At 37.9% G+C, this 24651-nt stretch carries 24 protein-coding genes; 6 read left to right on the top strand and 18 right to left on the bottom strand.

All coding sequences use genetic code 11. The annotated features are described in order from the left end of the window. Nucleotides 1–102 precede the first annotated feature (102 nt). Nucleotides 103–2292: a glutamine synthetase III family protein gene (locus RYH73_RS20810; protein WP_335315412.1), complete on the bottom strand. Its 2190-nt coding sequence runs from the start codon at nucleotides 2290–2292 to the stop codon at nucleotides 103–105. 509 nt (nucleotides 2293–2801) lie between these two features. Next, on the bottom strand, nucleotides 2802–3779 hold the full coding sequence (locus tag RYH73_RS20805; RefSeq protein WP_335315411.1) for a cation diffusion facilitator family transporter: 978 nt from the start codon (nucleotides 3777–3779) through the stop codon (nucleotides 2802–2804). A 227-nt stretch (nucleotides 3780–4006) separates the two neighbouring features. Here RYH73_RS20805 and RYH73_RS20800 point away from each other — a divergent pair, with 227 nt between their 5' ends. Then, nucleotides 4007–5203 carry a pyridoxal phosphate-dependent aminotransferase gene (locus RYH73_RS20800; protein ID WP_335315564.1) on the top strand — a complete coding sequence of 399 codons (1197 nt, stop codon included), beginning with the start codon at nucleotides 4007–4009 and terminating at the stop codon, nucleotides 5201–5203. A gap of 59 nt (nucleotides 5204–5262) precedes the next feature. Here the strand turns inward: RYH73_RS20800 and RYH73_RS20795 are convergent, their stop codons facing one another. The 3 genes from RYH73_RS20795 to RYH73_RS20785 all read right to left on the bottom strand — a co-directional run bounded on the left by RYH73_RS20795 (nucleotide 5263) and on the right by RYH73_RS20785 (nucleotide 9395). Beyond that, nucleotides 5263–6465 (bottom strand): Gfo/Idh/MocA family protein, encoded by a 1203-nt coding sequence (locus RYH73_RS20795; protein ID WP_335315410.1) that lies wholly within the window; start codon nucleotides 6463–6465, stop codon nucleotides 5263–5265. 2 nt (nucleotides 6466–6467) lie between these two features. Then, nucleotides 6468–7832 (bottom strand): 3-keto-disaccharide hydrolase, encoded by a 1365-nt coding sequence (locus RYH73_RS20790; RefSeq protein WP_335315409.1) that lies wholly within the window; start codon nucleotides 7830–7832, stop codon nucleotides 6468–6470. A gap of 318 nt (nucleotides 7833–8150) precedes the next feature. Continuing rightward, nucleotides 8151–9395, bottom strand: a complete 1245-nt coding sequence (locus RYH73_RS20785; RefSeq protein ID WP_335315408.1) for an ABC transporter permease — start codon at nucleotides 9393–9395, stop codon at nucleotides 8151–8153. A 257-nt stretch (nucleotides 9396–9652) separates the two neighbouring features. Between RYH73_RS20785 and queA the strand changes: the two genes are divergently transcribed. Then, a complete protein-coding gene (queA, locus tag RYH73_RS20780; protein ID WP_335315407.1) occupies nucleotides 9653–10702 on the top strand; it encodes a tRNA preQ1(34) S-adenosylmethionine ribosyltransferase-isomerase QueA in 1050 nt (349 codons plus the stop codon). 62 nt (nucleotides 10703–10764) lie between these two features. Then, nucleotides 10765–11466 carry a 2-C-methyl-D-erythritol 4-phosphate cytidylyltransferase gene (locus RYH73_RS20775; RefSeq protein ID WP_335315406.1) on the top strand — a complete coding sequence of 234 codons (702 nt, stop codon included), beginning with the start codon at nucleotides 10765–10767 and terminating at the stop codon, nucleotides 11464–11466. Here RYH73_RS20775 and RYH73_RS20770 read toward each other — a convergent pair. Together RYH73_RS20770 and fbaA are read right to left on the bottom strand one after the other, a co-directional pair. Then, nucleotides 11463–11615 (bottom strand): lmo0937 family membrane protein, encoded by a 153-nt coding sequence (locus tag RYH73_RS20770; RefSeq protein ID WP_335315405.1) that lies wholly within the window; start codon nucleotides 11613–11615, stop codon nucleotides 11463–11465. The two genes, RYH73_RS20775 and RYH73_RS20770, sit on opposite strands and share 4 nt — an antisense overlap. A 229-nt stretch (nucleotides 11616–11844) precedes the next feature. Next, nucleotides 11845–12924 (bottom strand): class II fructose-bisphosphate aldolase, encoded by a 1080-nt coding sequence (gene fbaA, locus RYH73_RS20765; RefSeq protein ID WP_335315404.1) that lies wholly within the window; start codon nucleotides 12922–12924, stop codon nucleotides 11845–11847. 202 nt (nucleotides 12925–13126) lie between these two features. Here fbaA and accD point away from each other — a divergent pair, with 202 nt between their 5' ends. Further along, nucleotides 13127–13969 carry an acetyl-CoA carboxylase, carboxyltransferase subunit beta gene (accD, locus tag RYH73_RS20760; protein ID WP_335315403.1) on the top strand — a complete coding sequence of 281 codons (843 nt, stop codon included), beginning with the start codon at nucleotides 13127–13129 and terminating at the stop codon, nucleotides 13967–13969. Nucleotides 13970–14010: 41 nt separating this feature from the next. Here the strand turns inward: accD and RYH73_RS20755 are convergent, their stop codons facing one another. The 3 genes from RYH73_RS20755 to glmM form a co-directional block, all read right to left on the bottom strand. Next, nucleotides 14011–14184, bottom strand: coding sequence for a hypothetical protein (locus tag RYH73_RS20755; protein ID WP_335315402.1), 174 nt, complete (start codon nucleotides 14182–14184; stop codon nucleotides 14011–14013). Between the two features lie 94 nt (nucleotides 14185–14278). After that, nucleotides 14279–15415 carry a cysteine desulfurase family protein gene (locus RYH73_RS20750; RefSeq protein ID WP_335315401.1) on the bottom strand — a complete coding sequence of 379 codons (1137 nt, stop codon included), beginning with the start codon at nucleotides 15413–15415 and terminating at the stop codon, nucleotides 14279–14281. Between the two features lie 65 nt (nucleotides 15416–15480). Beyond that, on the bottom strand, nucleotides 15481–16863 hold the full coding sequence (gene glmM / locus RYH73_RS20745; protein ID WP_335315400.1) for a phosphoglucosamine mutase: 1383 nt from the start codon (nucleotides 16861–16863) through the stop codon (nucleotides 15481–15483). 309 nt (nucleotides 16864–17172) lie between these two features. Between glmM and RYH73_RS20740 the strand changes: the two genes are divergently transcribed. Continuing rightward, nucleotides 17173–17715, top strand: coding sequence for a phosphatase PAP2 family protein (locus RYH73_RS20740; RefSeq protein WP_335315399.1), 543 nt, complete (start codon nucleotides 17173–17175; stop codon nucleotides 17713–17715). Further along, the gene (locus tag RYH73_RS20735) at nucleotides 17712–18431 is read left to right on the top strand and encodes a ZIP family metal transporter (protein WP_335315398.1); all 720 of its coding nucleotides are present in this window, start codon (nucleotides 17712–17714) and stop codon (nucleotides 18429–18431) included. Before RYH73_RS20740 ends, RYH73_RS20735 begins: the two co-directional genes overlap by 4 nt. Nucleotides 18432–18448: 17 nt before the next feature. Here the strand turns inward: RYH73_RS20735 and RYH73_RS20730 are convergent, their stop codons facing one another. From RYH73_RS20730 to RYH73_RS20695, 8 genes are all read right to left on the bottom strand, one after another. Beyond that, entirely contained in the window at nucleotides 18449–18898 is a 450-nt protein-coding gene (locus RYH73_RS20730) for a MarR family winged helix-turn-helix transcriptional regulator (protein ID WP_335315397.1), read from the bottom strand. A 103-nt stretch (nucleotides 18899–19001) separates the two neighbouring features. Next, the gene (locus tag RYH73_RS20725; RefSeq protein ID WP_335315396.1) at nucleotides 19002–19943 is read right to left on the bottom strand and encodes an exonuclease; all 942 of its coding nucleotides are present in this window, start codon (nucleotides 19941–19943) and stop codon (nucleotides 19002–19004) included. Beyond that, nucleotides 19940–20554 carry a dephospho-CoA kinase gene (gene coaE / locus RYH73_RS20720; RefSeq protein WP_335315395.1) on the bottom strand — a complete coding sequence of 205 codons (615 nt, stop codon included), beginning with the start codon at nucleotides 20552–20554 and terminating at the stop codon, nucleotides 19940–19942. Before coaE ends, RYH73_RS20725 begins: the two co-directional genes overlap by 4 nt. Further along, nucleotides 20545–21486, bottom strand: coding sequence for a CdaR family protein (locus RYH73_RS20715; RefSeq protein WP_335315394.1), 942 nt, complete (start codon nucleotides 21484–21486; stop codon nucleotides 20545–20547). The genes coaE and RYH73_RS20715 overlap by 10 nt, the downstream gene beginning before the upstream one ends. 104 nt (nucleotides 21487–21590) lie before the next feature. Then, entirely contained in the window at nucleotides 21591–21935 is a 345-nt protein-coding gene (gene yajC / locus RYH73_RS20710; RefSeq protein WP_335315393.1) for a preprotein translocase subunit YajC, read from the bottom strand. Between the two features lie 29 nt (nucleotides 21936–21964). Next, the gene (locus RYH73_RS20705) at nucleotides 21965–22441 is read right to left on the bottom strand and encodes a DUF1573 domain-containing protein (RefSeq protein ID WP_335315392.1); all 477 of its coding nucleotides are present in this window, start codon (nucleotides 22439–22441) and stop codon (nucleotides 21965–21967) included. Between the two features lie 77 nt (nucleotides 22442–22518). Continuing rightward, nucleotides 22519–23466 carry a transcription antitermination factor NusB gene (nusB, locus tag RYH73_RS20700; RefSeq protein WP_335315391.1) on the bottom strand — a complete coding sequence of 316 codons (948 nt, stop codon included), beginning with the start codon at nucleotides 23464–23466 and terminating at the stop codon, nucleotides 22519–22521. A gap of 40 nt (nucleotides 23467–23506) precedes the next feature. Next, on the bottom strand, nucleotides 23507–24589 hold the full coding sequence (locus tag RYH73_RS20695) for a Glu/Leu/Phe/Val family dehydrogenase (protein ID WP_335315390.1): 1083 nt from the start codon (nucleotides 24587–24589) through the stop codon (nucleotides 23507–23509). Between the last annotated feature and the right edge of the window lie 62 nt (nucleotides 24590–24651).

Genomic DNA, 24651 nt, shown 5'->3' with positions numbered 1-24651 from the left:
ATATTTTAGACACCTTAATATAAATATAATAGTGATTGGATAGCATAAAAAAATCCCTAGAGGAAGACCGCTAGGGATTTACTTTTTATGAATTTACTTCTATTATCTTACAAAAAGAAGCTCTCTTAATTTTGGAAGAGGCCATTTGCGATCGTCTACGATCTGCTCAAGCTTATTGAGATGATAACGAATCTTATCAAAATAAGGTTTTACATTTTCATCGTAAGCAATTGCTTTTTCGCGAACGTCTTCTAAAACATTTGCTTTCTTACGCTCTTGTCTCATCGCTTCCGCTTCTTCAATTATTACATTGATATGCTCGCCGATGCGCTCTAGCAGTTCAGATTGAGATTTAAACGCAGAAGCTTTTACACCGAGCTCTTTTAGTCCTTTAACGTTTTCTATCAGCTCGTTCTGATAAGTGATGGCCGCAGGAACGAGTGAACTATTAACGATTTCGCCTATTACACGTGCCTCAATTTGAATCTTTTTAAAGTAATTTTCCAACAAGATCTCATGACGAGCCTCACCTTCACGTTTTGTCATGATACCTAGCGATTCAAACATTTTTTCAGTTTTTTCGCTTACATAAACATCTAAGGCTTTCGGCGTAGTCTTTATGTTAGATAAACCACGTTTTGCTGCCTCTTCTTCCCATTCTTTGCTATATCCATTTCCTTCAAAACGGATTGCTTTTGATTCCTTAATATATTTACGAACAACGTTTAAGATCGCCAAATCTTTTTTGGTTCCTTTTTTTATCTGTTTATCTACTTCTACTTTAAATTTAACCAACTGCTCTGCAACAATCGCGTTCAATACGGTCATCGGGCTGGCAGAGTTTGATGAAGATCCTACAGCGCGGAACTCAAATTTATTTCCTGTAAATGCAAATGGAGAAGTCCGATTACGATCAGTGTTATCTAATTGTAAGGTAGGGATCTTAGGAATTCCATGCCACAACTGGCTATCTGCTTTCACTTTCTTCGCAACACGGGCCGTTTCAACTTCGTCCAATACGGCATTTAATTGGCTACCTAAGAAGATGGAAATAATAGCGGGTGGGGCTTCATTAGCGCCCAAACGATGATCGTTACTAGCTGTAGCAATAGAAGCTCTTAATAGGTCGGAGTGCTCATATACGGCCCGGATAACATTCACAAAGAATGTTAAAAACATCAAATTATTTTTTGGTGTTTTTCCAGGGGACAATAAATTGATGCCCGTATTAGTAATTAACGACCAGTTATTATGTTTACCCGATCCGTTAATATCCGCGTATGGTTTTTCATGTAAAAGAACTTTGAAATCATGACGCAACGCTACTTGTTCCATCAAATTCATTAACAATTGATTGTGGTCAATTGCTAAATTTATTTCCTCAAACATAGGAGCACATTCGAATTGGGAAGGAGCAACCTCATTGTGACGTGTCTTTAATGGAATACCTAACTTTAACGCTTCTTGTTCCAAATCAACCATAAACGCTAACACACGTTCCGGAATAGCGCCAAAATAATGATCCTCCAATTGTTGGCCTTTTGCCGACATATGACCAAACAAGGTCCGTCCTGTTAATTGCAGATCCGGGCGACCATTAAACAAGGCCAAATCAACCAAGAAATATTCCTGTTCAATACCTAAAGAAGCAAAAACTTTCTCAACACCTTTATCAAAATATTGTGCAACATCAACGGCAGCTTTGTCCAATGCATTTAATGTTTTCAGTAAAGGCGCTTTATAATCCAATGCTTCTCCCGTGTAGGATAAGAAAACTGTTGGAATACAAAGCGTTTTGCTCCCCCCTGTTTCATAAATGAAAGCAGGTGAAGAAGGGTCCCATCCTGTATAACCTCTTGCTTCAAATGTATTACGAATACCGCCATTAGGAAAGCTAGAGGCATCTGGTTCTTGTTGTACTAAGGCATCCGCTGTAAATTTCTCAATAGCAACTCCATCACCACCTGGTTCGAAGAAAGCATCATGCTTTTCTGCAGTTGCACCTGTTAACGGCTGAAACCAATGTGTATAGTGACTCACACCGTTACTAATCGCCCAACTTTTCATTGCCTGCGAAATGTGTTCTGCTAGATCAAAATCGATCGCTTCACCCGCTTCAATTACACTTGTTAATTTAGCGAAAACATTTTTAGGCAGATAATCTTTCATCTTCTTCACGGTAAAAACATTTTTACCAAAATATGAAGAAGCTTTTTCTCCAGCTGTTATTACTGCTGGTCTTTTGTCACGAGAAATTGCAGCTTCAACTGCACTAAACCTGAGATTTGACATCCTTTTGTGTTGATTTTATTATTTTTTATCTTTGTTTAGAGATTATGCTGTAAAAATCATCATATTTTTTCGAAATTTCCTAATATTTCTTCAAAAAAAATATCAACAAAGTAAATATTATCTTAATATGTTGTTAAAATACACAAATGAAACCTACAAAAAGGTGCACTTTCAAATTGGCAGAAGAGAGGTATTTTTTGCCGAATTTCAAAAAATAGAATAAAATCAAAGGATAATTTTCAACAGAAAAAAAGATATGCCTTTTATAGACATAAAAAAAACACGATGAACTTATCATATTCACAATAAGGTCAAAGACATTATTTCTTCATCAATTGCAATGTCCAAGCGCGTAATAAACGATTATAAAAATTAATATAGTTGATAAACATCCTCCTCCTAATTTTTTGGCTGTAAATCCTGCTATTAACGCTCTAAAAAATTTATTCATAGTTTTAAGGTTTTATAGTAAAACCCCTTAACCAATCAATTTGTTTGTTGCAAGCACCTTAGGTATCAAAATGTTTTTTGTTTTTCATAACCAGTGAAGCATCCCAAACGATCTCTACTTTTTTTTCTTCACTTCTGATCGGACAGTTCTTCATATTGCAATAGTGACAACAAGCTGGTAAACAAGGATCTGCATGAATAAAAAGCTCCGTATCGGTATGCACCTTCTTATTAATAAGTGTATCGACTTGCGACACCTCTTCATGAACCTTGATTAAATCATAATAGTTAGGCAAAGTCATATGACAATCAATATGGAGTTCATGTCCATAACGTTGAACGCGCAGGTTATGGACATCTATCCAACTATCCTTTCTGTTCTCCTCCAATACCTGCACAACCTGATTGATCAATTCAAAATCCGATTCGTCCATCAAACCACCTATCGACTTTCTTAGTAATTTGTAACCGCTGTACAAAATATAAAAACCTAACCCTAGGGAAAGCGCTATGTCAATTTGCTGTATACCTGTCACATAGAGCAAGAGCAAGCCGACCAATAAACCCAACGTGCTATATGAATCAACTTGCAAATGCTTACCATCTGCCATAATAGTTATTGAATACAAGCTTTTTCCTTTCTTTATCATGTAGGTTCCCAATAGGAAGTTAACCAAGCCTGTAAAAGCCAGCATCCCCATCCCTTCTAATAAATTATCAATTTGTTCAGGGAAAAAAATATTGTAAATCGCTTTACCAACAATTAAAAAGCCTGCGATAAATATCAAACCACCCTCCAAAAAAACTGAAAAAAACTCTACCTTTCCATGCCCATAAGGGTGATTTTCATCTTTAGGCTGTGACGCAAGGTGGATACTGTAAAAAGCAAAACCACTCGCTATTACATTCACTATGCTCTCTACGGCATCTGTCAGAATTGCATTGGAGCGCGTTATTAAATAAGCTGTAAATTTAAACAGCATTAAAATGATACCGGCACTTAATGAGTATAGAATAATTCTTTTCTGTTCTTTCACGAGCGGACAGCTTAAGCCACAAAGGTAAAAATTAAAAAGTCATAAAAATGCGATCCAGACGCAGCTCCCCACCTTTCAGCCCTTTCATTGAAGAATTTAATCGACTTAACCCTATTTTGTTACGAATATATTACAACAAATAGTAGTTCATAACTTTTTTATCAAAAAGATCGTTATAAAATTTAAAATAGTAGAATTTTGCTTAGGTTTGTAATGTAATGGAAACAATATCAATATTATCTGACAGAATCAATAATCTATCTGAATCGGCCACGCTAAAAATGACCAAATTAGGTAGAGAGTTGGCAGCCCAGGGCGCCAATATTATTAGCCTTAGTGTAGGTGAACCGGATTTTAACACACCGGATCATATAAAAGAGGCGGCAAAGAAGGCCTTAGATGAAAACTATACGCGCTATTCTCCTGTTCCCGGCTATCCTGAATTAAGAAAGGCAATTGTTAAAAAACTGAAAGAAGAAAACGGTTTAGATTATGATATTTCACAAATTGTTGTCTCCACAGGTGCAAAACAGTCCTTGTCAAACGCTATACTGTGTGTAATCAATCCCGGAGATGAAGTAATCATTCCTACTCCTTATTGGGTATCTTATTCAGAGATGGTTAATTTGGCGGAAGGAAAATCAGTTTTCATTAACACCAATATTGAGACTGACTTCAAGATCACTCCTAAAGAATTGGAAGCTGCTATTACAGAAAAAACAAAATTATTTATGTTTTCCTCTCCTTGTAATCCTACAGGTAGTGTTTATAGTAAAGAGGAGCTGGCCGCCTTAGTGGAAGTATTTGAAAAGCATCCCCAAATTTATATTATATCTGATGAGATATACGAACATATTAATTTTAAAGGCAAACATGAATCAATTGCGCAATTCGAGCGTGTAAAAGATCGAGTTATATTAATTAATGGATTTTCCAAATCTTATGCGATGACAGGTTGGCGCTTAGGTTATCTTGCGGCTAGTAAAGAGATAGCTGCTGCTAATGATAAGCTACAAGGACAAACCACTTCAGGGACTTGTTCGATTGCGCAAAGAGCGGGGATTGCAGCGTATGAAGGTGGATTGGATACCGTTAATGAAATGAAAAGGGCTTTTGAGCGCCGTCGCGAACTGGTATATAAAGCGCTCAAAGAAATTAAAGATGTGAAAGTAAATCTACCGGAAGGTGCCTTTTATTTCTTCCCGGACGTAAGTGCATTTTTTGGGCGTAAAGATCCGAAAAACAATATTATTGCTAATTCTTCTGATTTGGCGCTCTATTTATTGAATGAGGCACATGTAGCAACTGTAGGTGGGGATTCATTCGGGAATAACGATTGCATTCGTCTGTCATACGCCGCATCGGATGAACAGCTAACAGAAGCTTTACGTCGCATCCGTACAGCACTTGAAAAATTAGTTTAAAAATCGAACATATAAAAAAAACACCGGTATTTGTATGAAAACAAATACCGGTGTTTTTTTTATATATCATATACTTGTTTCCAATATGTCGGTCGACCATTGTAAATAGCTTCATTGGCCATGGCAACGCAGATTGCCGCACTTGCCCCACGTCTTACGTTTGATGAAGGTACAGCGTTAGTCTGTATCGCCTTATAAAACTCTTGTAATGCATACCATGTACCATCTTTGGTAGGTTCGTCTAAAATCGGTGTACCTCCGTCCTTATTCCAAACAATCTTTGTTGCACCACTTACGCCGTCTACGGTTCCCACCTGCTCCCTTGCATCTTTTTCCGGATAAAAAAGGCCCGTATTTGTCAATAAGGAAACTGTTCCTTTTGTCCCCTTAATCTTAAATAGATAACCGTCTCGAGCATTTCCACAGGTAGCGCCAAAATTACCGATCATTCCCGTCTTTTTATACCTGAACATTACTTGTATATTATCGAATGTCTCTCTTCCATCCGGATAAACATCAATACCTCCCGTTCCGTAAACCTCATCGGGATGTGTATCAAAAGCCCAATTTATAAAATCGATTTGGTGTGATAATAACTCGGCCGCCAAGCCTCCGGAAAACTCCTTATACATCCTCCAATTAATTTGCCTTTCTAACCCAGGTTCAGGTACAGCCCTTCTCCATGTTCCATTTCTGTCCCACCGGCAATCAACTTGAGTCACTTTGCCCAAATACCCGCTGCTGATCATATCTTTCACTTTAAAATATAATGGGGAATACCGGTATTGATACCCAACTTGAATTGTTTGTTTGGCATGCCGATCAGCCAAGGCCACTAATTGCGTTGCTTCATCGATTGAATAAGTCATCGTTTTTTCGACATAAACGTGTTTACCTGCTTCAATGGCATCTTTGGCAATATTAAAATGTTCACTTAGAGGTACTGCGATAAATACGGCATCCAGTTCTTTGTCGTCAAGCATCGCCCGGTGTGATTTAAAAGATCTAATTTTATCATCTTTCAAAACACGATTCGCCTCTTCCAATCTAAACTCCAGTACATCGCAGTAGCTTCTAATATTAAATAATTGAGGTAAAGATTTTATGACGGACAACACCCCCTTTCCTCGATCACCACAGCCAATCATACCGATATTAATCGGTTTATCTGCCAACCATGCTGTTTTTGCCTGAAGCTCATCAAGCATAAGTAAACTACCTCCCAACAAACTGCTTTGCTGTAAAAAAGTTCTTCTATTCATGTTTACAATTCCCTTATCTTAATGCTTCTGAAACTAACTTCGTTTCCATGATCCTGCAGTAAAATACGCCCTTCTTTCGCCTCGCCAAAACCCGGTTTATCTTTAAATTTACTTAAAGATACCAATTTTCTGAATTCTTCAGAACCCCTTACATATTCAAGCACCTTTACCCCATTCAAGTAATGCGCTACTTTATTATCCGGATACACAACAATACGAGCGTTGTTCCAAGAACCTATTGGTCTTAAAAATCTCGCTTGTTTTTCAGCAGTCAATAGATCGTAGAGGGATGCAAGCGTCCGATTACCATCACGTCCCATCTTTGCATCCGGATGTTTTTCGTCGTCTAACACTTGATATTCCAGACCTAACGGCCAATCCTTATTTTTGTCATCTAATACGACGAAATACTTAAGCCCACTGTTTGCACCCGGTGTAAGTTTGAATTCAAAAGATAAATCAAATGTGCTAAAAAGTTTTTTAGTTACAATATCTCCGGCACGCGGCGTATTCGTTCCTTCCGTCGCGTGAACACGCAATTCTCCTTGATCATAAGACCATCCTTTTTCCGGAAATGTATCGTTCGTACCGACCCAGTTATCGGTTGTCTGACCATCATAAAGCAGTTGATACCCGTTTGCTTGCTCTTCAGGGGAAAGTGTATTCGGCTTGAAATTTACAACATAGATCTCGTTCCCGATATTTTTTGGTTGCAAATTACTCGTTTGTATCCTAATATTTTTAAAATATACCTTTTTGCCCGCTTCACCATCCTTGCCTACACTATGAACTTGTAAACCAATAAATCCACTTTTATCCAAGGTGTCAATAACATAGGACACCGGAACATCATTGATCCAAGTTTTTGTTGTATCACCGATACATTCGATTCGAAAATGATTAAATTCACCTTTCTTAAATGCCGATTTGCCTTTGGCGTTCAGATCCAAGGGATAAAGCCAATTTCTTCTTGCTTCGTCATAAATACCGCCAGTCCAGCTGCGCGGCGTTGGATCGATTTCAACCTGTCTTCCATATACTCTTCCCTTACCATCGTTTGCCTGCAGATCAATATGACTTCTCGTTTGGATTCCTGAATTATTATGATCACCTTCTATTTTCGCATCGAGCTCCAGAATAAAATCACCATATTCTTTCTCCGTTATTAAGAATGTATTCCCCGTGTTTTTAACGGTCGTACCAACGATCATTCCGTCCTCCACGGCATAATTAGCATCTCCTGCAACTTGTTTCCAACCATTTAGCGATTTCCCATCGAATAAATCTTGCCAAGAACGTTCTTCGTTACAAGCTGATAAAATACAGACCCCAATGGCCCCCAATGCGATCAAACTTATTTTTTTCATGTTTTAGTATCTCTATTTTTTGGTTAATTAACATTATTATTAAAGTGGTTAGCAAAGACGCCTTCTATCTAAGTGTTTTCTTCCATAGAGTGCAAATCCATCAAGTGATTAAGGGTCGGTTAACATCGGTAATTATCAATCAAAATGCTATTGACTATAGCGATAGCATACCTCCATAATTTTAACAAGTTATAGCGAGCTATCTTTGTCCCAACATTCAATATTAATAAATATTCCCAATACTAAGGTTGGAAAGGATGTATTATTTACGAAAACGATATCGTAATTTTTTCGCGACTATGGCGTAAATTCGACGGTTTACTTACTCCTAATTGCCTCTACGGGATCTAGTTTACTAGCAATTATCGCCGGTATAATACCTGAAATAAGTCCAATGGTAGTTGAAATAAAAATCGCGAGCAATACTTCATCGAGATGTACTACAACTCCTATACCTGCGATTATTTTTAATAAGAAGGCTAACGTATATACAACAAACAGGCCCATCAAGCCGCCAAAAATACACAAGGCAACCGATTCGATTAAAAATTGCCAAAGTATAAAATAATTTTTTGCTCCAAGAGATTTTTGAATCCCTATAATATGCGTACGTTCTTTAACAGAAACAAACATAATATTAGCGATTCCAAATCCGCCAACTAGTACGGAAAGAATTCCAATACAAAAACCAGCTGTATTTACAATTTGGAACATCGTATCAAGTTGTGCTGTAATAATAGTCGTTTGATTGAGCGCAAAGTCGTCTTCTTGTTTAGGACTCAGTCGGTGAATAGAACGCATAAGTCCTCTCAATTCACTTTCGGCTTCGTCCAAAGAAATTCCATTTTTTGCATTGACGATGATGGATGGACCAAAATTTCTCACATTAATTACGTTTCTAGCAAAATTCAATGGTACTACCGCTATATTATCTAAGGAGACATCAATTAACATCCCCTCTCCTTCTTCCTTGAAAACACCTATTACAGTCAATCGTCGCCCGAGTGCCTGTATGGTCTTCCCTATAGGATCCGCATGTGGAAATAAGCCTTTAGCAATTGTTGATCCAATAATAACAACAGCGGTCCCTCTTTCTGATTCACTATCAGTAAAATAACGTCCTGCTTGAAATTCGAGATTTCTTATTTTATAATAGTCATTTGAAACCGCACTGATATATACTTTCTCTACATTATTATTCAAATATTTAAGTGTTTTTTCCGATATCCCAACCTCTAAAGCGATACCATCGGCAAGCGTAGCCCGCTGCCTCAACTGATCAAAATCACGGACTGTCGGTTCCGGTCTGTTAACATATTTCCACCAAGGGTAATCCCCTCCACCACCCCAAGGCCACTTTTGAATATAAATTGATCGACTTCCTAATTTCTCCACGCTACTTTCTAAATTAGCTCGAAGGGTGTTAACAGCAGAGAAGATACCGATAATCGTCATGATACCAATCGTTACACCTAATAACGAAAGAAAAGTACGTGTCTTATTCTCTCTTAGTGCAGAAAATGCAAACCGAAAACTTTCGAAAAATAGCTTGATAAAAATCATACGCTCTTAAGACACGTAAAACTGTAAAAGGTTACAAGATCTGCTAGTTTTTTATGGACAGGAATCTTCCTATAACAATCGCCTAATATATAGCCGTTAAGACTTACTTTTTTAGAATTTTTTTTTGTAAATTTGCGCGCTAATTTATCAGCTAATAAAAGAGGGGAACACAAAATTAGAGCTCCTTTTGTTATTACCGTATTTAGGTTAACGAACCTATTTATCATTAAAAAATAGATATATAAAATTCACAAAACATGAAGTTATCTCAATTTAAGTTTAATCTACCTGATTCGTTAATTGCTCATGAACCCGCAGAAACGAGGGATGAAGCCCGTTTAATGGTGCTTGATCGCAAAACCGGTGCAATTGAACACAAAATTTTCAAGGATGTATTGAACTATTTTGAAGAGCATGATGTGATGATCCTAAACAACACAAAAGTATTTCCAGCTCGTTTATATGGCAATAAAGAGAAAACGGGTGCTACCATAGAAGTTTTTTTACTCCGTGAGTTGAACAAAGAATTACGTCTTTGGGATGTACTAGTTGATCCTGCGAGAAAGATTCGGGTTGGAAACAAGCTATATTTCGGAGATAACGATCTACTTGTTGCTGAGGTAGTAGATAATACCACATCTCGTGGCAGGACCATTCGTTTTCTCTTCGATGGGTCTGACGACGAATTTAGGAGAAATATTGAAATACTAGGTGAAACACCGCTCCCGAAATATATTAAAAGAAAGCCTACACCCGAAGATAAGTTTAGGTATCAAACTATTTTCGCTAAGAATGAAGGTGCTGTAGCTGCCCCTACTGCTGGTTTACATTTTAGTAGGGAATTGATGAAGCGTCTTGAATTAAAGGGGGTTGAGTTTGCAGAAGTTACGTTGCATGTTGGTCTAGGAACATTCCGTCAGGTAGAAGTAGAAGATCTGACGAAACACAAGATGGACTCGGAGCAGTTTATTATCGAGCAGAAAGATGCCGACATTGTAAATAAAGCCATTACAGAAAAACGACGAGTCTGCGCTGTCGGAACAACAAGCATGCGTTCCATTGAGTCGGCCGTTTCTGCAAATAGGACATTGAAGGCTGCCAACGACTGGACTAGTAAGTTTATATTCCCTCCTTATGATTTTAGTATAGCAAATAGCATGATCACTAATTTCCATACACCTGAATCCACACTTCTAATGATGATTTGTGCTTTTGGAGGGTATGAACATGTGATGAATGCTTACGAAATAGCAGTTAAGGAGAAATATCGCTTTTATAGCTATGGCGACGCGATGTTAATCATATAACGAAGAAAAAGGCATAATCAATAGGCTATCTGACCGATAGCCTATTTTTCTTTTGTATAGAGATGGTAAAAAACTATGTGATCATTGTTGGCGGAGGTTCAGGAACACGAATGCAAAGTGCGATCCCAAAGCAATTTATGCTATTAAAAAATCTTCCGATACTGATGCATACCCTCACGGTTTTTGCAGAAAGTAATACCAAACCAACAATCATCTTGGTACTGAACAGCCAGTTAAAAACAACATGGAAAAACCTTTGTATTCAACATAACTTTAAAATTCAGCACAAGATTGTTGATGGAGGAACTACTCGATTTCACTCCGTAAAAAATGGATTGAACTACATCAAACAGTTTACTGAGGTCGCAGCACCGGCATACGTAGCCGTTCACGACGGCGTAAGGCCATTAGTATCCAAAGAAACCATTGATTATGGTTTTGAGCAAGTGCCTCAATATGGAGCTTTGACAGCAGCAGTAAGCAGCAAAGATTCTGTTCGCATCAAAGACTCCGAAGGTGCCTCCCGCGCTATTGATAGAGATACGATCTTCCTTGTCCAAACCCCGCAATTCTTCTCTGCCGAAATTTTATTCAGCGCTTACGAACAGGATTATAATGACATGTTTACGGATGATGCCTCCGTCGTCGAAAAAAATGGGCATCCAATTCATCTCATACCCGGTGATATCCGTAATATAAAAATCACCTTCCCGGAAGATCTACTCTTTGCAGAGACCTTAATAAAGTCTACGCTAAAGGATTAAGCAGCTCCCCTAATGATTCTAAGTAGTACCGCAATAATTGCAATAACCAATAGGACATGAATAATACCTCCACTGGCGTACCCACCAAAAAAGCTGATGGCCCAGATAATAACCAAAACAACTGCAATTAAATACAATAGATTTCCCATAACAATTCAATCAATAATTAGTTTTATATCTTTTGCAGACAAGCGCAAGTATGTATAATGTATCTTGCTTCCGCTTTAATAAAAGCTTTTAAACGTCATTTTGTTTTAAATTTTTATATTATTAGAAGGAAAAAGAATCGATGCATCGTTTGAATTGTACGCAAGAAATTTTGGGCATAAAAAAAGGGAAACCTGATGGCTTCCCTTTTTTTACTATGTCGATAAAATATTATAATTTATCGTTCACCCCAATACAATTAAGTTCTTCGAAAGCCTGTTTTAAACGTTTCACAAAACTTTCCTCCCCTTTTCTTAGCCAAACACGGGGATCATAGTACTTCTTATTAGGTGAATCTTCTCCATCAGGATTACCAATTTGGCTCTGAAGATAGCCTTCATTTGCTTTATAGTAATCTTTTATTCCTTCCCAAAAAGCCCATTGCATATCGGTATCAATGTTCATTTTAATGGCGCCGTAGGATATCGCTTCTTCTATTTCTGCAGGGGATGAACCTGACCCACCATGGAAAACAAAATTCACCGGCTTCTCAGCGCTTAATCCAAATTTTTCTTTAATATAGTCTTGTGAGTTTTTGAGAATAATTGGTTGAAGCTTAACATTTCCCGGTTTATAAACACCATGAACATTTCCGAATGCAGCAGCCACTGTAAACTTATCACTTACCTTGCTAAGCTCCTCATAAGCATATGCTACTTCAGCCGGCTGTGTATAAAGTTTGGAGCTATCAACATCGCTGTTATCTACGCCGTCTTCTTCTCCACCCGTTACACCCAGCTCGATTTCAACAGTCATCCCAAGCGGTTTCATACGTTCTAAATATCGCTTAGAAATCTCTATATTTTCTTCAATGGGTTCTTCAGATAAATCGAGCATATGAGAAGAAAATAAAGGTTTACCATACTGAGCAAAAAACTCTTCACCATGATCCAATAAACCATCAATCCAGGGCAACAATTTTTTGGCCGCATGATCTGTATGGAGTATCACTGCTACACCGTAATGTTCAGCCAGTAAATGCACATGCTTCGCCGCCGATACAGCCCCCAAAATACAGGCTTGCAACTTACTATTATCTAATGTTTTACCTGCATAAAATTGTGCACCACCGTTTGATAATTGAATAATTACAGGTGAATTAACTGCTTTTGCAGTTTCCATTACTGCATTGATAGAATTTGTTCCAATGGTATTTACTGCCGGGAGAGCAAATCGATGCTTTTTAGCTATTTCGAATAATTCTTGTACAGCATCTCCATGCAGAACACCTTTATAACCTTTTAAACTCATTTTGTAATACGTTGTTTAATTTTTGATCTCCGAAAGTAGGTATTTTATTTAAAATAAGCTACTTTCCTCTCCATTTTTCTTTCCACAGCTGAGGCAGTTTTCCGTGATTTTCGGTAAAATAGGACATAAAATGATAAGCTTACATAAAAGGTCACGTTTTATACATTTTTTTTGTTTCTTTGTACCTCTAATATTTTTTTGAATGGCTTGGTTTAAACGAGATCGTGCTGGAATTAATACAGCAACAGAAAATAAAAAAGAAGCTCCGGATGGACTGTGGAATAAATGTCCGTCTTGTAAAAAACCACTCTTGAAATCAGAGCAAATTGAAAACAAATACGTTTGCCAATATTGTGGCTATCATCTAAGAATAGGTTCAGCAGAGTATTTTTCTGTACTTTTTGATGACAATCAATTTACCGAATTGTTCGGCAGTTTACGTTCGGCAGATCCATTGAACTTTGAAGATACAAAAAAATATACAGAACGAATTGCCGAAAGTCACGCTAAGACAGGCTTAAATGATGCGATACGTTCTGGCCACGGCAAAATCGAAGGGCAGGATTTAGTTATAGCTTGCATGGATTTTACTTTTATCGGTGGTTCAATGGGATCGGTGGTAGGAGAGAAAATCGCAAGATCAATTGATTATTGCATACAACATAAGCTACCTTTTTTACTTATTTCAAAATCAGGCGGGGCTAGAATGATGGAAGCAGCATTTTCACTTATGCAAATGGCTAAAACATCTGCCAAACTAGCGCTTTTGGGTCAAGCAAAATTGCCCTATATATCACTTTTAACGGATCCTACAACAGGTGGTGTAACCGCATCCTACGCTATGCTTGGAGATATCAATATTGCAGAACCGGGCGCCCTGATCGGTTTTGCAGGACCTCGGGTCATCAAAGAAACGATTAAGAAAGATTTACCCAAGGGATTTCAGACTGCCGAATTCGTGCTTGAACATGGCTTTTTGGATTTCATTGTTGACCGTAGAGAAATGAAGCATAAAATAGCCACATTTTTAAGAAATATTTTATAGTGAAAACAAAAGCCCGGTTTTCAACCGGGCTTTTGTTTTCACTATTTTCGATCCTTCGTAGTTGGTGAATCTGCTGTAAAAGCAGGACCTTCATTTTTTCTATGGTGATCCCTGTCCGAAAAACTTCCTTCCTTCATTTCAACGACCTTCTTCTTTCCATCTTTCTCTCTTATAATTTCCTTATCACTTTTCCTATCTTTCAATTCGTCACGCATAATAACCTCCTATCAATTAAATAAACAAAAAGGGTTCCTTAATTGAAAAACAACTATGAGCCCTTTTGTTGGAAGAAATATCGTGAAAGTTATTTCATGCTTTTTCTAAGCATACCTCGCTCAATTTGGAAACAACGAAGTCGATTTCCTCTTTCGTATTAAACTTACTGAAGGAAAACCTAACGGACGGGCGCCTAGCATCCACGCCAATCGCCGTTAAGACATGGGAACCTATATTTGATCCCGAGCTGCAAGCGCTACCACCAGAAGCAGAAATACCTGCAATATCTAAATTAAAGAGCAACATATCTCCCAAATCGGTGGGAGGAAACGACACATTTAAGACGGTATATAGGCTCTTGTCCGCTTCAAGCTCTCCATTAAAGTGAATACCCGGAATTTGCTTAACGAGCTGTTCTCTCATGTAATCTTTTAGGCTCTGTATATAAGCTCTATGTTCGGACATTTGTTCATAGGCAATTTCCAAAGCCTTTGCCAGACCAACAATACCATAAACATTTTCCGTCCCTCCCCTCATGTTTCTTTCTTGAGCACCTCCATGAATAAAGGGTTTGATTTTTACATCATGGTTAATATATAAAAAACCCACTCCTTTCGGCCCATGAAACTTATGTGCTGCTCCTGCTAAGAACCCTACTTTCAAGCTTTGCAAATCGTGTGCAAAGTGGCCTATAGTCTGAACCGTATCTGTATGCAATAATGCATTATAGGCCGAACAAATAGCTGACACTTTTTGTATATCGGTTAAAGTTCCAATTTCATTATTTGCATGCATTAAGGATACAAAACTAGGGGGGTAATCTTTCAGAAGAGCCTCCAATTGAGCCAAATCTACGTGTCCTTTGGTATCTACATCGAGTAGTGTCAACTTAATCTTTCCTTCTTTTTCCAGCTCTTGCAAGGTATGTAGAACCGCATGATGTTCCAGAGGTGAACTGATTGCATGGCTTATTTTATTATCTAAAATACCACGTCGGATCGCCGTATTGTCAGCTTCTGTTCCTCCTGACGTAAAAAAAATCTCAGCAGGAGAAGTATTTAATAAAGAAGCGACCTTCTTTCGGGCCTTTTCAATAATTGTCCTTACCTTTCTACCATCAGCGTGAATAGATGACGGGTTACCATAATCTTCTCGCATAACAACCATCATCGCTTGCAACACTTGTTCGTCTATTGCAGTGGTTGCCGCATTATCTAAATATACGCGCATGCTACAAATTTACTAAGTAAATCCATAAAATGGATTTCATTCTTTTGTAATTTACTTTTAGGTGATTAAGACAAAATCACCTTTATTTCATCAATGATCTTATCGGCCAATGTATCAGCTCTTTCTTGAGTTGGTGCCTCCGTGTAAATTCGAATAATAGGTTCGGTATTTGATTTACGCAAATGAACCCACTCTTCCTCAAAGTCTATTTTTAAGCCATCAATGGTACTGTGCGGTGTATCCGTATATTTATTTTCCATTGATTTCAGAAGCTGATCGATATCCAATCCAGGTGTAAGCGTAATTTTCTTCTTAGCCATAAAATAAGCGGGGTAAGTATTACGCAATGCCGAAATGCTTTGACCGCTTTTCGCAAGATGGGTTAAAAAAACGCCGATTCCAGCTAAGGCATCTCTACCGTAGTGCGTAGCTGGATAAATAACCCCTCCATTACCTTCCCCTCCAATTACTGCGTTCACTTCCTTCATTTTAGTCACGACATTAACCTCACCAACAGCTGCTGCATAATACATACCTCCATATTTTTCAGTTATATCTCGTAAGGCTCTTGTAGACGACAAATTGGATACGGTGTTTCCTTTTTTTAGTTGCAAAATATAATCAGCAACAGCAACTAAAGTATATTCTTCGCCGAACATTTCACCATTTTCCATTACGAAACACAATCGATCCACATCCGGGTCTATTGCAATACCTAAATCGGCTTGTGTTTCTTTCACGAGGGCGGATAAATCTTTCAAGTTTTCCGCCAAGGGTTCGGGGTTGTGAGGAAAATGACCATTCGGTTCACAATATAGTTCATGTATTTTTGATACACCCAGTGCTTTCAGTAAGGCGGGTACAAAAACGCCTCCGGTAGAGTTTACGGCATCTACAACAATTGAAAAATCGGCTTGTTTGATTGCTTCTTTATCAACCGTTTCAAGTGCCAAAATTTTTTCAATATGTTTTTCTAAATAAGTATCCTTTTTTATGACCTCCCCTAGCGAATGTACATCAGCAAAATCAAAACTTAACGTTTCAGCTAGTGCCAATACTTCCTTCCCCTCATAATCACTGATAAATTCTCCGTGCTGATTAAGTAGTTTCAATGCATTCCATTCTGCCGGGTTATGACTAGCTGTTAGGATAATACCACCGGCAGCATTTTCTTCCGGCACAGCTATTTCAACCGTCGGCGTAGTGGATAATCCTAAATCAACGACGTCAACACCTATACTTTGAAGTGTACCTATAACAATATTACTTACCATTTCTCCCGAAAGGCGTGCATCCCTACCTACTACTATTTTCTTGTTACCTGCTTTTTCTGTAATATAATTTCCAAATGCGGCAGTAAACTTTACAATATCGACGGGGGTTAAGCCCTCACCGGGTTTACCACCAATAGTTCCGCGTATACCCGAAATAGATTTAATCAATGTCATCTTTATGCTCGATTTATTAAGTAGTGGGTAAAAATAGCATTTTCATTAGAATAAACTAATGTTTCGAATCATCTTAAATACAAGCAACCGATTGCTTAACAAATATTTTTTTATTTTTATGACGCGATTATAAATCTGAATACGTTTGTAAACAGTATATTTGCAACCCAATTGAATTTAGTAGCGGGGCAGAGCGCTCCAAGTAGTGGTTGCAAGCTGTTATATATACGAGTTAGCTTGGGTTAAAAATCTTATTTCACGAAACACATGTTTGCTTCTATCGTACAATTTGATACAGATCTATTCCTGATGATAAATCAGGATATGGCTAACGTGGTCTTCGACTGGTTGATGCCTTATCTGCGTAATCCGTATACATGGGCACCGTTATACTTGTTTATTTTAATCTTCTCAATACGTACCTATAAGAAGCGGGGGGTAATCATGATGTTGTTTCTGGTACTTAGCTTTGGAACGGCCGACTTTTTATCTGCGTCTGTTATTAAACCCATGGTTAAAAGAATTCGACCTTGCAATGAACTAACCTTAAAGGGAGAAATGGTGAGTAGAGTACGTTGTGGCAGTGGATACAGCTTCCCATCATCCCATGCAAGCAATCATTTCGCCATGGCTTTGTTTCTTATAATGGTTTATAGGAAGCGTTGGAAGGCCATCTTATGGCTTGCCTTATTGTGGGCCTTCGCCATCAGTTTTGCACAGATCTATGTAGGTGTACACTACCCATTGGACGTGACGGCCGGTGCTTTATTTGGAAGTGCAATAGGTTATGCTTTGGCAAGGTTATTTCTTTATATACAACCCGAAACGAGTCGGCAGATCGAAAAACCATGACCTTTGTTATTGTAGTTACCTTATTTTGTTCAGCTTTATTGGGCGGTTTGGCTGTATTCTTCGTAAAAAGAGATAATACTGATTTACTTAGGCTTATTCTTTCTTTTAGTGGTGCATATCTATTTTCCATTACCGTACTGCATCTCATTCCCGAAATTTACGCGCATAACGGAGATCACTATTTAGGCTTATATGTGCTTGGTGGTTTTTTATTTCAGCTCTTGCTAGAGAGGTTCTCGGAAGGCATCGAACATGGTCATATACATAAACACGGTCATCATGGCCATTTCCCTATTGGGGTTATGACAAGCCTATGTTTACATGCTTTTTTAGAAGGAATGCCCTTGGCTAAAGGCCATCAAAAAGAACTGCTATTTGGCATTGCCATTCATCATATTCCAGCCGCTTTCGCTTTAGGAAGTTTGCTCATTCAGTCAACGATTCGACAACGAACCATTGTTACATCGTTGTTTATTTTTGCATTAATGTCTCCTATTGGCTTCCTGTTGAGTAACATGATAAGTAAGGGGGGGATTGGTCAAATCGATCAATATTTCGATAAAATGATGGCCGTGGTCATCGGAATATTTCTGCATATTTCCACTACGATCTTATTTGAATCTTCTTCAGCCGACCATCATCATTTTAACAGACGAAAATTATTGGCAGTCTTGGTAGGGGTTAGTCTTTCCCTAATTAATTTTCTTATTCATTAGATCATTTATAACGAATTCTAACCACGCAGCTTGTCTAGGAGAAAGTTAAGCTGTTTGCATTCATCTTCCGTGAGATTCTCATCCAATACGGTTAAAATAGACATTTTTTTATCCAAACGTTCCAAGATTGCCATGCCTTCTTGTGTAATAAAAATATCGACTGCCCGTCTATCTTTATGACTAGTGCACCTTGAAACCAATCCTTTTTGCACCAATCGATCAATAATTCTACTGACATCAGACATCCGATCCAATAATCGTTCCTTTAACATATTGACAGTGGCCGGTTTCAATTTTTGGCCTCGCAGAATTCTCAATACATTATACTGTTGGAGCGTTATTTTCTCTTGATCAGTTCGTTCTTTTAACAAACTTTGGATGAAATTGCTTGTATACATGATATTAAGAGAGGCCTTATGATATTCACTCTCGAATTTATTGGTCACGAGTACTTCTTCTATCTTCATACACCTAATTTAGAATTGGAGCACTAATATATAGCTTAAAATCTGATCTAAAAAATAAAGATGCATTACGATTGTATTCTGTGTAGTATTGCGTGTAGAAGACTTATAGAATCTTCACGCTCCGACTTCCCTTATAATAATCAACAAGCGCTTTACCGTCGCCATGTAGAGTCCATATTTCCTGCGGGTCAACAACATCAATCGTATTGAGGATATCGGGCCAATCCACATGATCTGAAATAAATAGTTCTATATCATTTTTACTTTGTAAACCTTTCCATCCAGAGGCAAAAACCTTTAGTAGGTTCTTCGCCCTAAAGTAGCTATTAAAAGTCAAGGGAGGTACCAGGTAAATAACATTTTCAGGGTGTTCCTTTATAAATTTGCGCCCATAGGGCATGTAATGCCAATCGATATACCCGTATTGCTCGTATATCCTATGAAATGGAAGTACTGAATGGTGTAAAAGTATTTTCTTTTCGGGACAATGTTTATTAATCAGAGCCGTTAATCGTTGTGCTTTACCCAAGGCGTAGGCCCCGAGCATAATAGGATGCGTGGTACCGTTCAGCTTATTAAGTTCTACAGACGGGTCCGGATGTTTTATACAAGGGTTAGCAAAAGTGCTTTCTGTAATCAAAACATCAGCTTTGATCAAAGCGATAGGTGGGCAAGTCGGATCTGGCTGTAACTTGTAATCACCCGTGTATAAATAACGTACCCCTTTATATTCCATCAGCACTAAAGACGATCCTAAAATATGGCCGGCAGACAAAAATGTCACCTTAACATCACGTAACATAAAAGGTACGCCATAATCGTAAACCTGAAAGTCACGTGCAGCATTTTTATTATACCGCAGCTCCATAAATGATTTGGTTGGAGCGGTACAAAACACTCTAGAAGAACCGGAGGTTATATGATCGCCGTGACCATGTGACACGACGGAAACTTTAACGGCTTCTCGCGCATCTATAAAAAAATCACCATAAGAACAATAGATTCCCGTAGAATTAATGATTAAAAAATCATCTAAAATTATCATCTTATCGCTAACAGTTCCAATAACCGATCTTTTATTTTTAAAACTTGTGGGATCAAAGCTTGGCCCTCATCATTATCTATTACAAAATCAGCAAGTTTACGTTTTTCAGCATCAACCATTTGTTTATCTATTCTTGCTAGCACCGCCTCCCTTGTTACATGGTCTCTTTCCATTACCCGTTTTATCCTAAGCTCTTGCGGAGCCACTACCAAAATATTACGATCGGATAGTGCATAGCTTCCCGTCTCAAAAAGTAAAGCAGCCTCTTTAAAAGTCAAACTTGCTGTTTGCTTCTTCTCCCAATTTTCATAAGCTTTTATAGTAGCCGGATGAACGAGCGCATTAAGTTCATCTAATTTCTCGCGATCCTGAAAGACAATCTTCGAAAGATAAGCCCTATCCAGTTCACCTTTGTCTGAATAAACATGCTTTCCAAATATAGATTTAATACGCTCCACCAATTCAGCATCATCCGCCATTACATTCTTGGCTTCCTTATCTGCGTAAAATACCGGGTATCCCAGGGCTTCAAATATCTTACAAACAGTTGTTTTGCCTGTACCAATCCCACCGGTTACACCGATGCGTAATTTATTTTTATTTATTTCCACAGTAAAAACTCTACATTTTGCGGTTCCGCCTTGATTATCTTCACAAAATCGGGTTGTTTTGTAATAATCACCGGTAAATTCTTTATATGGTTGCTTCTCCAATCGTTCAAATTAATAACTGCTTCGAACATGTCCCGATCAATACCCTCATACTTATCCAATGATACGATGGTCGTCAATCTCACTTTTTCAGGCAGTACTTTTACTGTCCTAAAAGCTTTACTATTTTCTGCCCTAATAGGTACCTCAATAATTTTCTCCGTCACCTCTCCTATGGGAATTCTAACATCAACCGATGAAGGATGTACATTAATATTTGCTTTCTGACTTTTCGATAAAGTAACCTTTGCAACAATAGTATTATCAACATTAACGCTATTTAATGTATCAGTTGCCCAACCATCAATCAAGACCAAGTCTTCTAACGGTCCCGTAACCGTTACAAATTTAGGTTCAATCTGTATATCTCCGATGATATCATATTGTTTCTTGAATTTAATATCACTCGACAAATTAACAGTTACTTTTTTCACATCCTGTTTAGAAAAATTAAAGAAGAGCGTATCAGGAGAAATAGAAACAATGCGTTGATTTGCACTGAATTGTCGATTTATATAGCCCATTTGATTAGAAAAGAGGACCCAATCGCGTGTTTTCAAACCACTTAAATCAACATGTATATCTTGGGGTTTTAGCCGAAGATTAGAGAACAGTACCTGCCAACCTGTTCCTTCTACCTGCATATTAACAGTATCGGATTGAAGTGGATGAAAGGCCCTTTTTGGGGGAACATTCACATAATTTAAAGAAGCTTTTACCGTATAGATATAACGATTTGATAAAGCAAACAAACTCCATACGAGAAAGGAGATAAAAAGACAAATAGCGAATAGGCTAAGTTTCTTTTGTTGCTTCTTATTGAGATTAAACATGCCGACACTTTAAAAAAATAAAACGCCTAACAAAAATAGCAACCTTTATCGGTAAATCAATTTTGTCAAGCGTTTTATACAGCACCTTGTCTACCTGACAAAGTCTATTTCTTTTCGTCTGTTGTAGTTGCGGTTCCTTGCTTAGGCGTATTAGCGAGTTTAGACGCATCTAATGAGACAGCCGCTTTATCAAACTTGATACGGGTACCGCTACCTACATCAACGATAAATGTGCTTTCACCTATTTCAACAATACGACCGTGAATACCGGCAGTAGTTACCACCTTATCATTCACTTTTAGATCTTCTATGTATTTTTTATGTTCTTTTTGCTTCTTCATCTGTGGTCGTATCATGAAAAAATAGAACACTACCACAATTAATCCCATCATGATGAGGGATGACATTCCACCTGATCCTGCCTGTAATAAAATTGCTACTGTTGCCATGTAAATTATTATGATTTAAAATTGTTTAACTATTGTACTTCACCTTTTAGATGAAGCATTAATTGCGCGGGTTGAGCATTACTATATACGGTGATAATTTTATGTTGCGCTCCGCGTTGACCTGCACTGTTAAAGCCGATTTCGATGCTGCCTTGTTCACCGGGCTTAATTGGCTTTTTATCGAATTTCGGTGTCGTACAGCCACATCCAGCTTGTACGTCACTGATTATAAGCGGCGATTTTCCGGTATTCGTAAATTCAAAAACGTGATTTACTTTTTCTCCTTCTTTTATCTTTGAAAAATCATAGGTATCATTCTTAAAATTTATGATGGGCGCATCTGCAACATCTGCTGAGTCGGGGATCTGTTTATTTGCACCCGTATTATCTGCCGTATTTACACTTTCAATAATATCCTCCCCAGCGCTTTTCTCCTTCTGTTTAGAGCCATTGCAAGCAGCTAATGCCAAAACTGTCAATGACAGTAACAAAATTTTATTTTTCATATACTTATAATTGTTGGTTATCCCTATGTAAACTAGCCATAGTCAGTTTTTTATCCCCAGTTACTTCTAAGTCGCGCTTATCCAATAAGCCCCCTTCCAAATTTTCTGATCTTGCCTTCTTTTTGAAGTTCGATCAAAATCTTGTCTAAGATACCATTAATGAAAGAATTGCTCTTCGGTGTACTAAATTCTTTTGAAATTTCAATATACTCATTAATAGTAACCTTCACGGGAATGGAAGAAAAATTTAACAATTCGGTGATTGCCATTCGCATCAACAACGTATCAATTAACGCAATTCGATCAGCTTCCCAATTTTTTGTTTTTCCTGAAATGTATTTTTGATAATCCTCCCCGTGTCGAATTGTCAACCGAAACAAATCAACAATAAATTCCTTATCATCAACCCAATTAGGACATAATTGAGCCAAGTGGTTCTTCTCCGGGTCTTCGCTATTGAAATTCTTTAATGTTTTGGCTAATAATGCTTGCAAAACGTCTTTATCAGTTGTCCAATTAATAAAATGTTCATCGAATATTTGCTCAATAGCAGGCAACTTCAATATAATTTTTTTAAAGATAAACTTTATAATGTCCTTTTCGACCTTGAGAGATCGATCCTCACTCTCTAAATAAGCAATATACTCGGGTGATTGTTTCAAAATATGGAAAATACTTTTTACCGTTTCCGTATCGAACACAAGATCTACCTTATACTTTTTACATAAATCAATAAACTCTTCGTTTTGCTTCAGTAACTCAATAAAAGTATTATTAGCTAATTGCGTATTAGCGTTCAGATCATGCTCAGTGGGCAAAAATTTGTTTGCTCTTTCATCTGCATCAACTAATGCATACTCCGCTACTTCAGACGCGAGTGCGAGCACCCAAACATACATTTCATAAACTTGATCAACACTTTTCAGCAATGCTTTTTCAAAATTGCTTACATTTTTATCATCCGATTGCTGGAAAGCATAGACTGTTTGTAATACTTTGACCCTCAGGTGCCTTCTATTTAACATATTTATAAAGAACGATTATATTTCACACTAACCTTAATGATTAGTTTTGTTTTATTTTTTTAATAGTTGCGATCCGCTCCTCAGCAATCTGCATAGCGGCCTGGTGTGTTGGAATTTTTTCCTTCCGTGATTTCTGTATCACCGACCGCGTTACCTCATAGATATTCTCTGTTAAAGCGGCGCTTCTTAACACGTTATATCCTGCAATCTCAGCATAGCAGCTCAAAAGACCGCCTGCATTAATCAGAAAATCAGGTGCGTAAACAATGCCTTTTTCTAAGAGTTTAGTGCCATGTTCACGGTCGTTGGCCAATTGATTGTTAGCGGAGCCTGCAATAATCTTACATTTCATCCGCTCAATCGTGTAACTGTTAACGGTTCCACCTAATGCACAAGGTGCATAAACGTCCAAGTCCATATCAAAGAGATTATTATAAGCGATAACTTCTGCCCCGTATTTATTGGATACCTGAATCATACGATCTTCAACAATATCACTCACGTAAACTTTTGCATTTTCCTCTCGCAGCAAAGAAACAAGATGCTCTCCAACTTTTCCTGTTCCTTGCACAGCTACCGTACGTCCAGCCATGCTATCTGTACCGTAAAGCTCCTTCACTGCGGCCTTTATTCCATAAAAAACACCTTTAGCAGTAAATGGGGCCGTATCGCCACTTCCTCCTAATGATTTTGGTAAACCGACTACATGATTGGTTTCCATATGAATGAACTCCATATCTTTGGAGGTGGTTCCCATATCTAATGATGCGATAAATGATCCGTTCATTTCCTCCACAAACTGCCCTAATCTTCTTAAAATAACTTCCGATTTCTGTGTACGGTGATCGCCAATAATCACAGCGGTTCCGCCCCCTAAATTAACACCACTTATCGCTGATTTATAAGTCATCGCACGAGATAACCGTAAAACATCGTCTATCGCCTCCTGTTCAGTTTTATAAGGTAACATACGTACACCGCCTATAGCCGGGCCGAGTGTGGTGTCATGAACAGCAATGATAGCTTTTAATCCAATCGTATGGTCTTGACAAAATACAATCTTTTGGTGTTCAAATTGTCTTAACAAATCAAACATCTGGGGGTATGGCGTTTCGGAAGACATGTTTTACTCTTATTTTAGTATCGGCAATTCTGCGCAAAAGTACTAATTTTATCGGTATCTTT

Origin of the sequence: Olivibacter sp. CPCC 100613 (assembly GCF_036959255.1) — a bacterium.
In the GTDB taxonomy this organism is placed as follows: domain Bacteria; phylum Bacteroidota; class Bacteroidia; order Sphingobacteriales; family Sphingobacteriaceae; genus Olivibacter.
The sequence above is the reverse complement of the archived record's forward strand: the minus strand, read 5'-3'. Positions and strand labels throughout refer to the sequence as shown.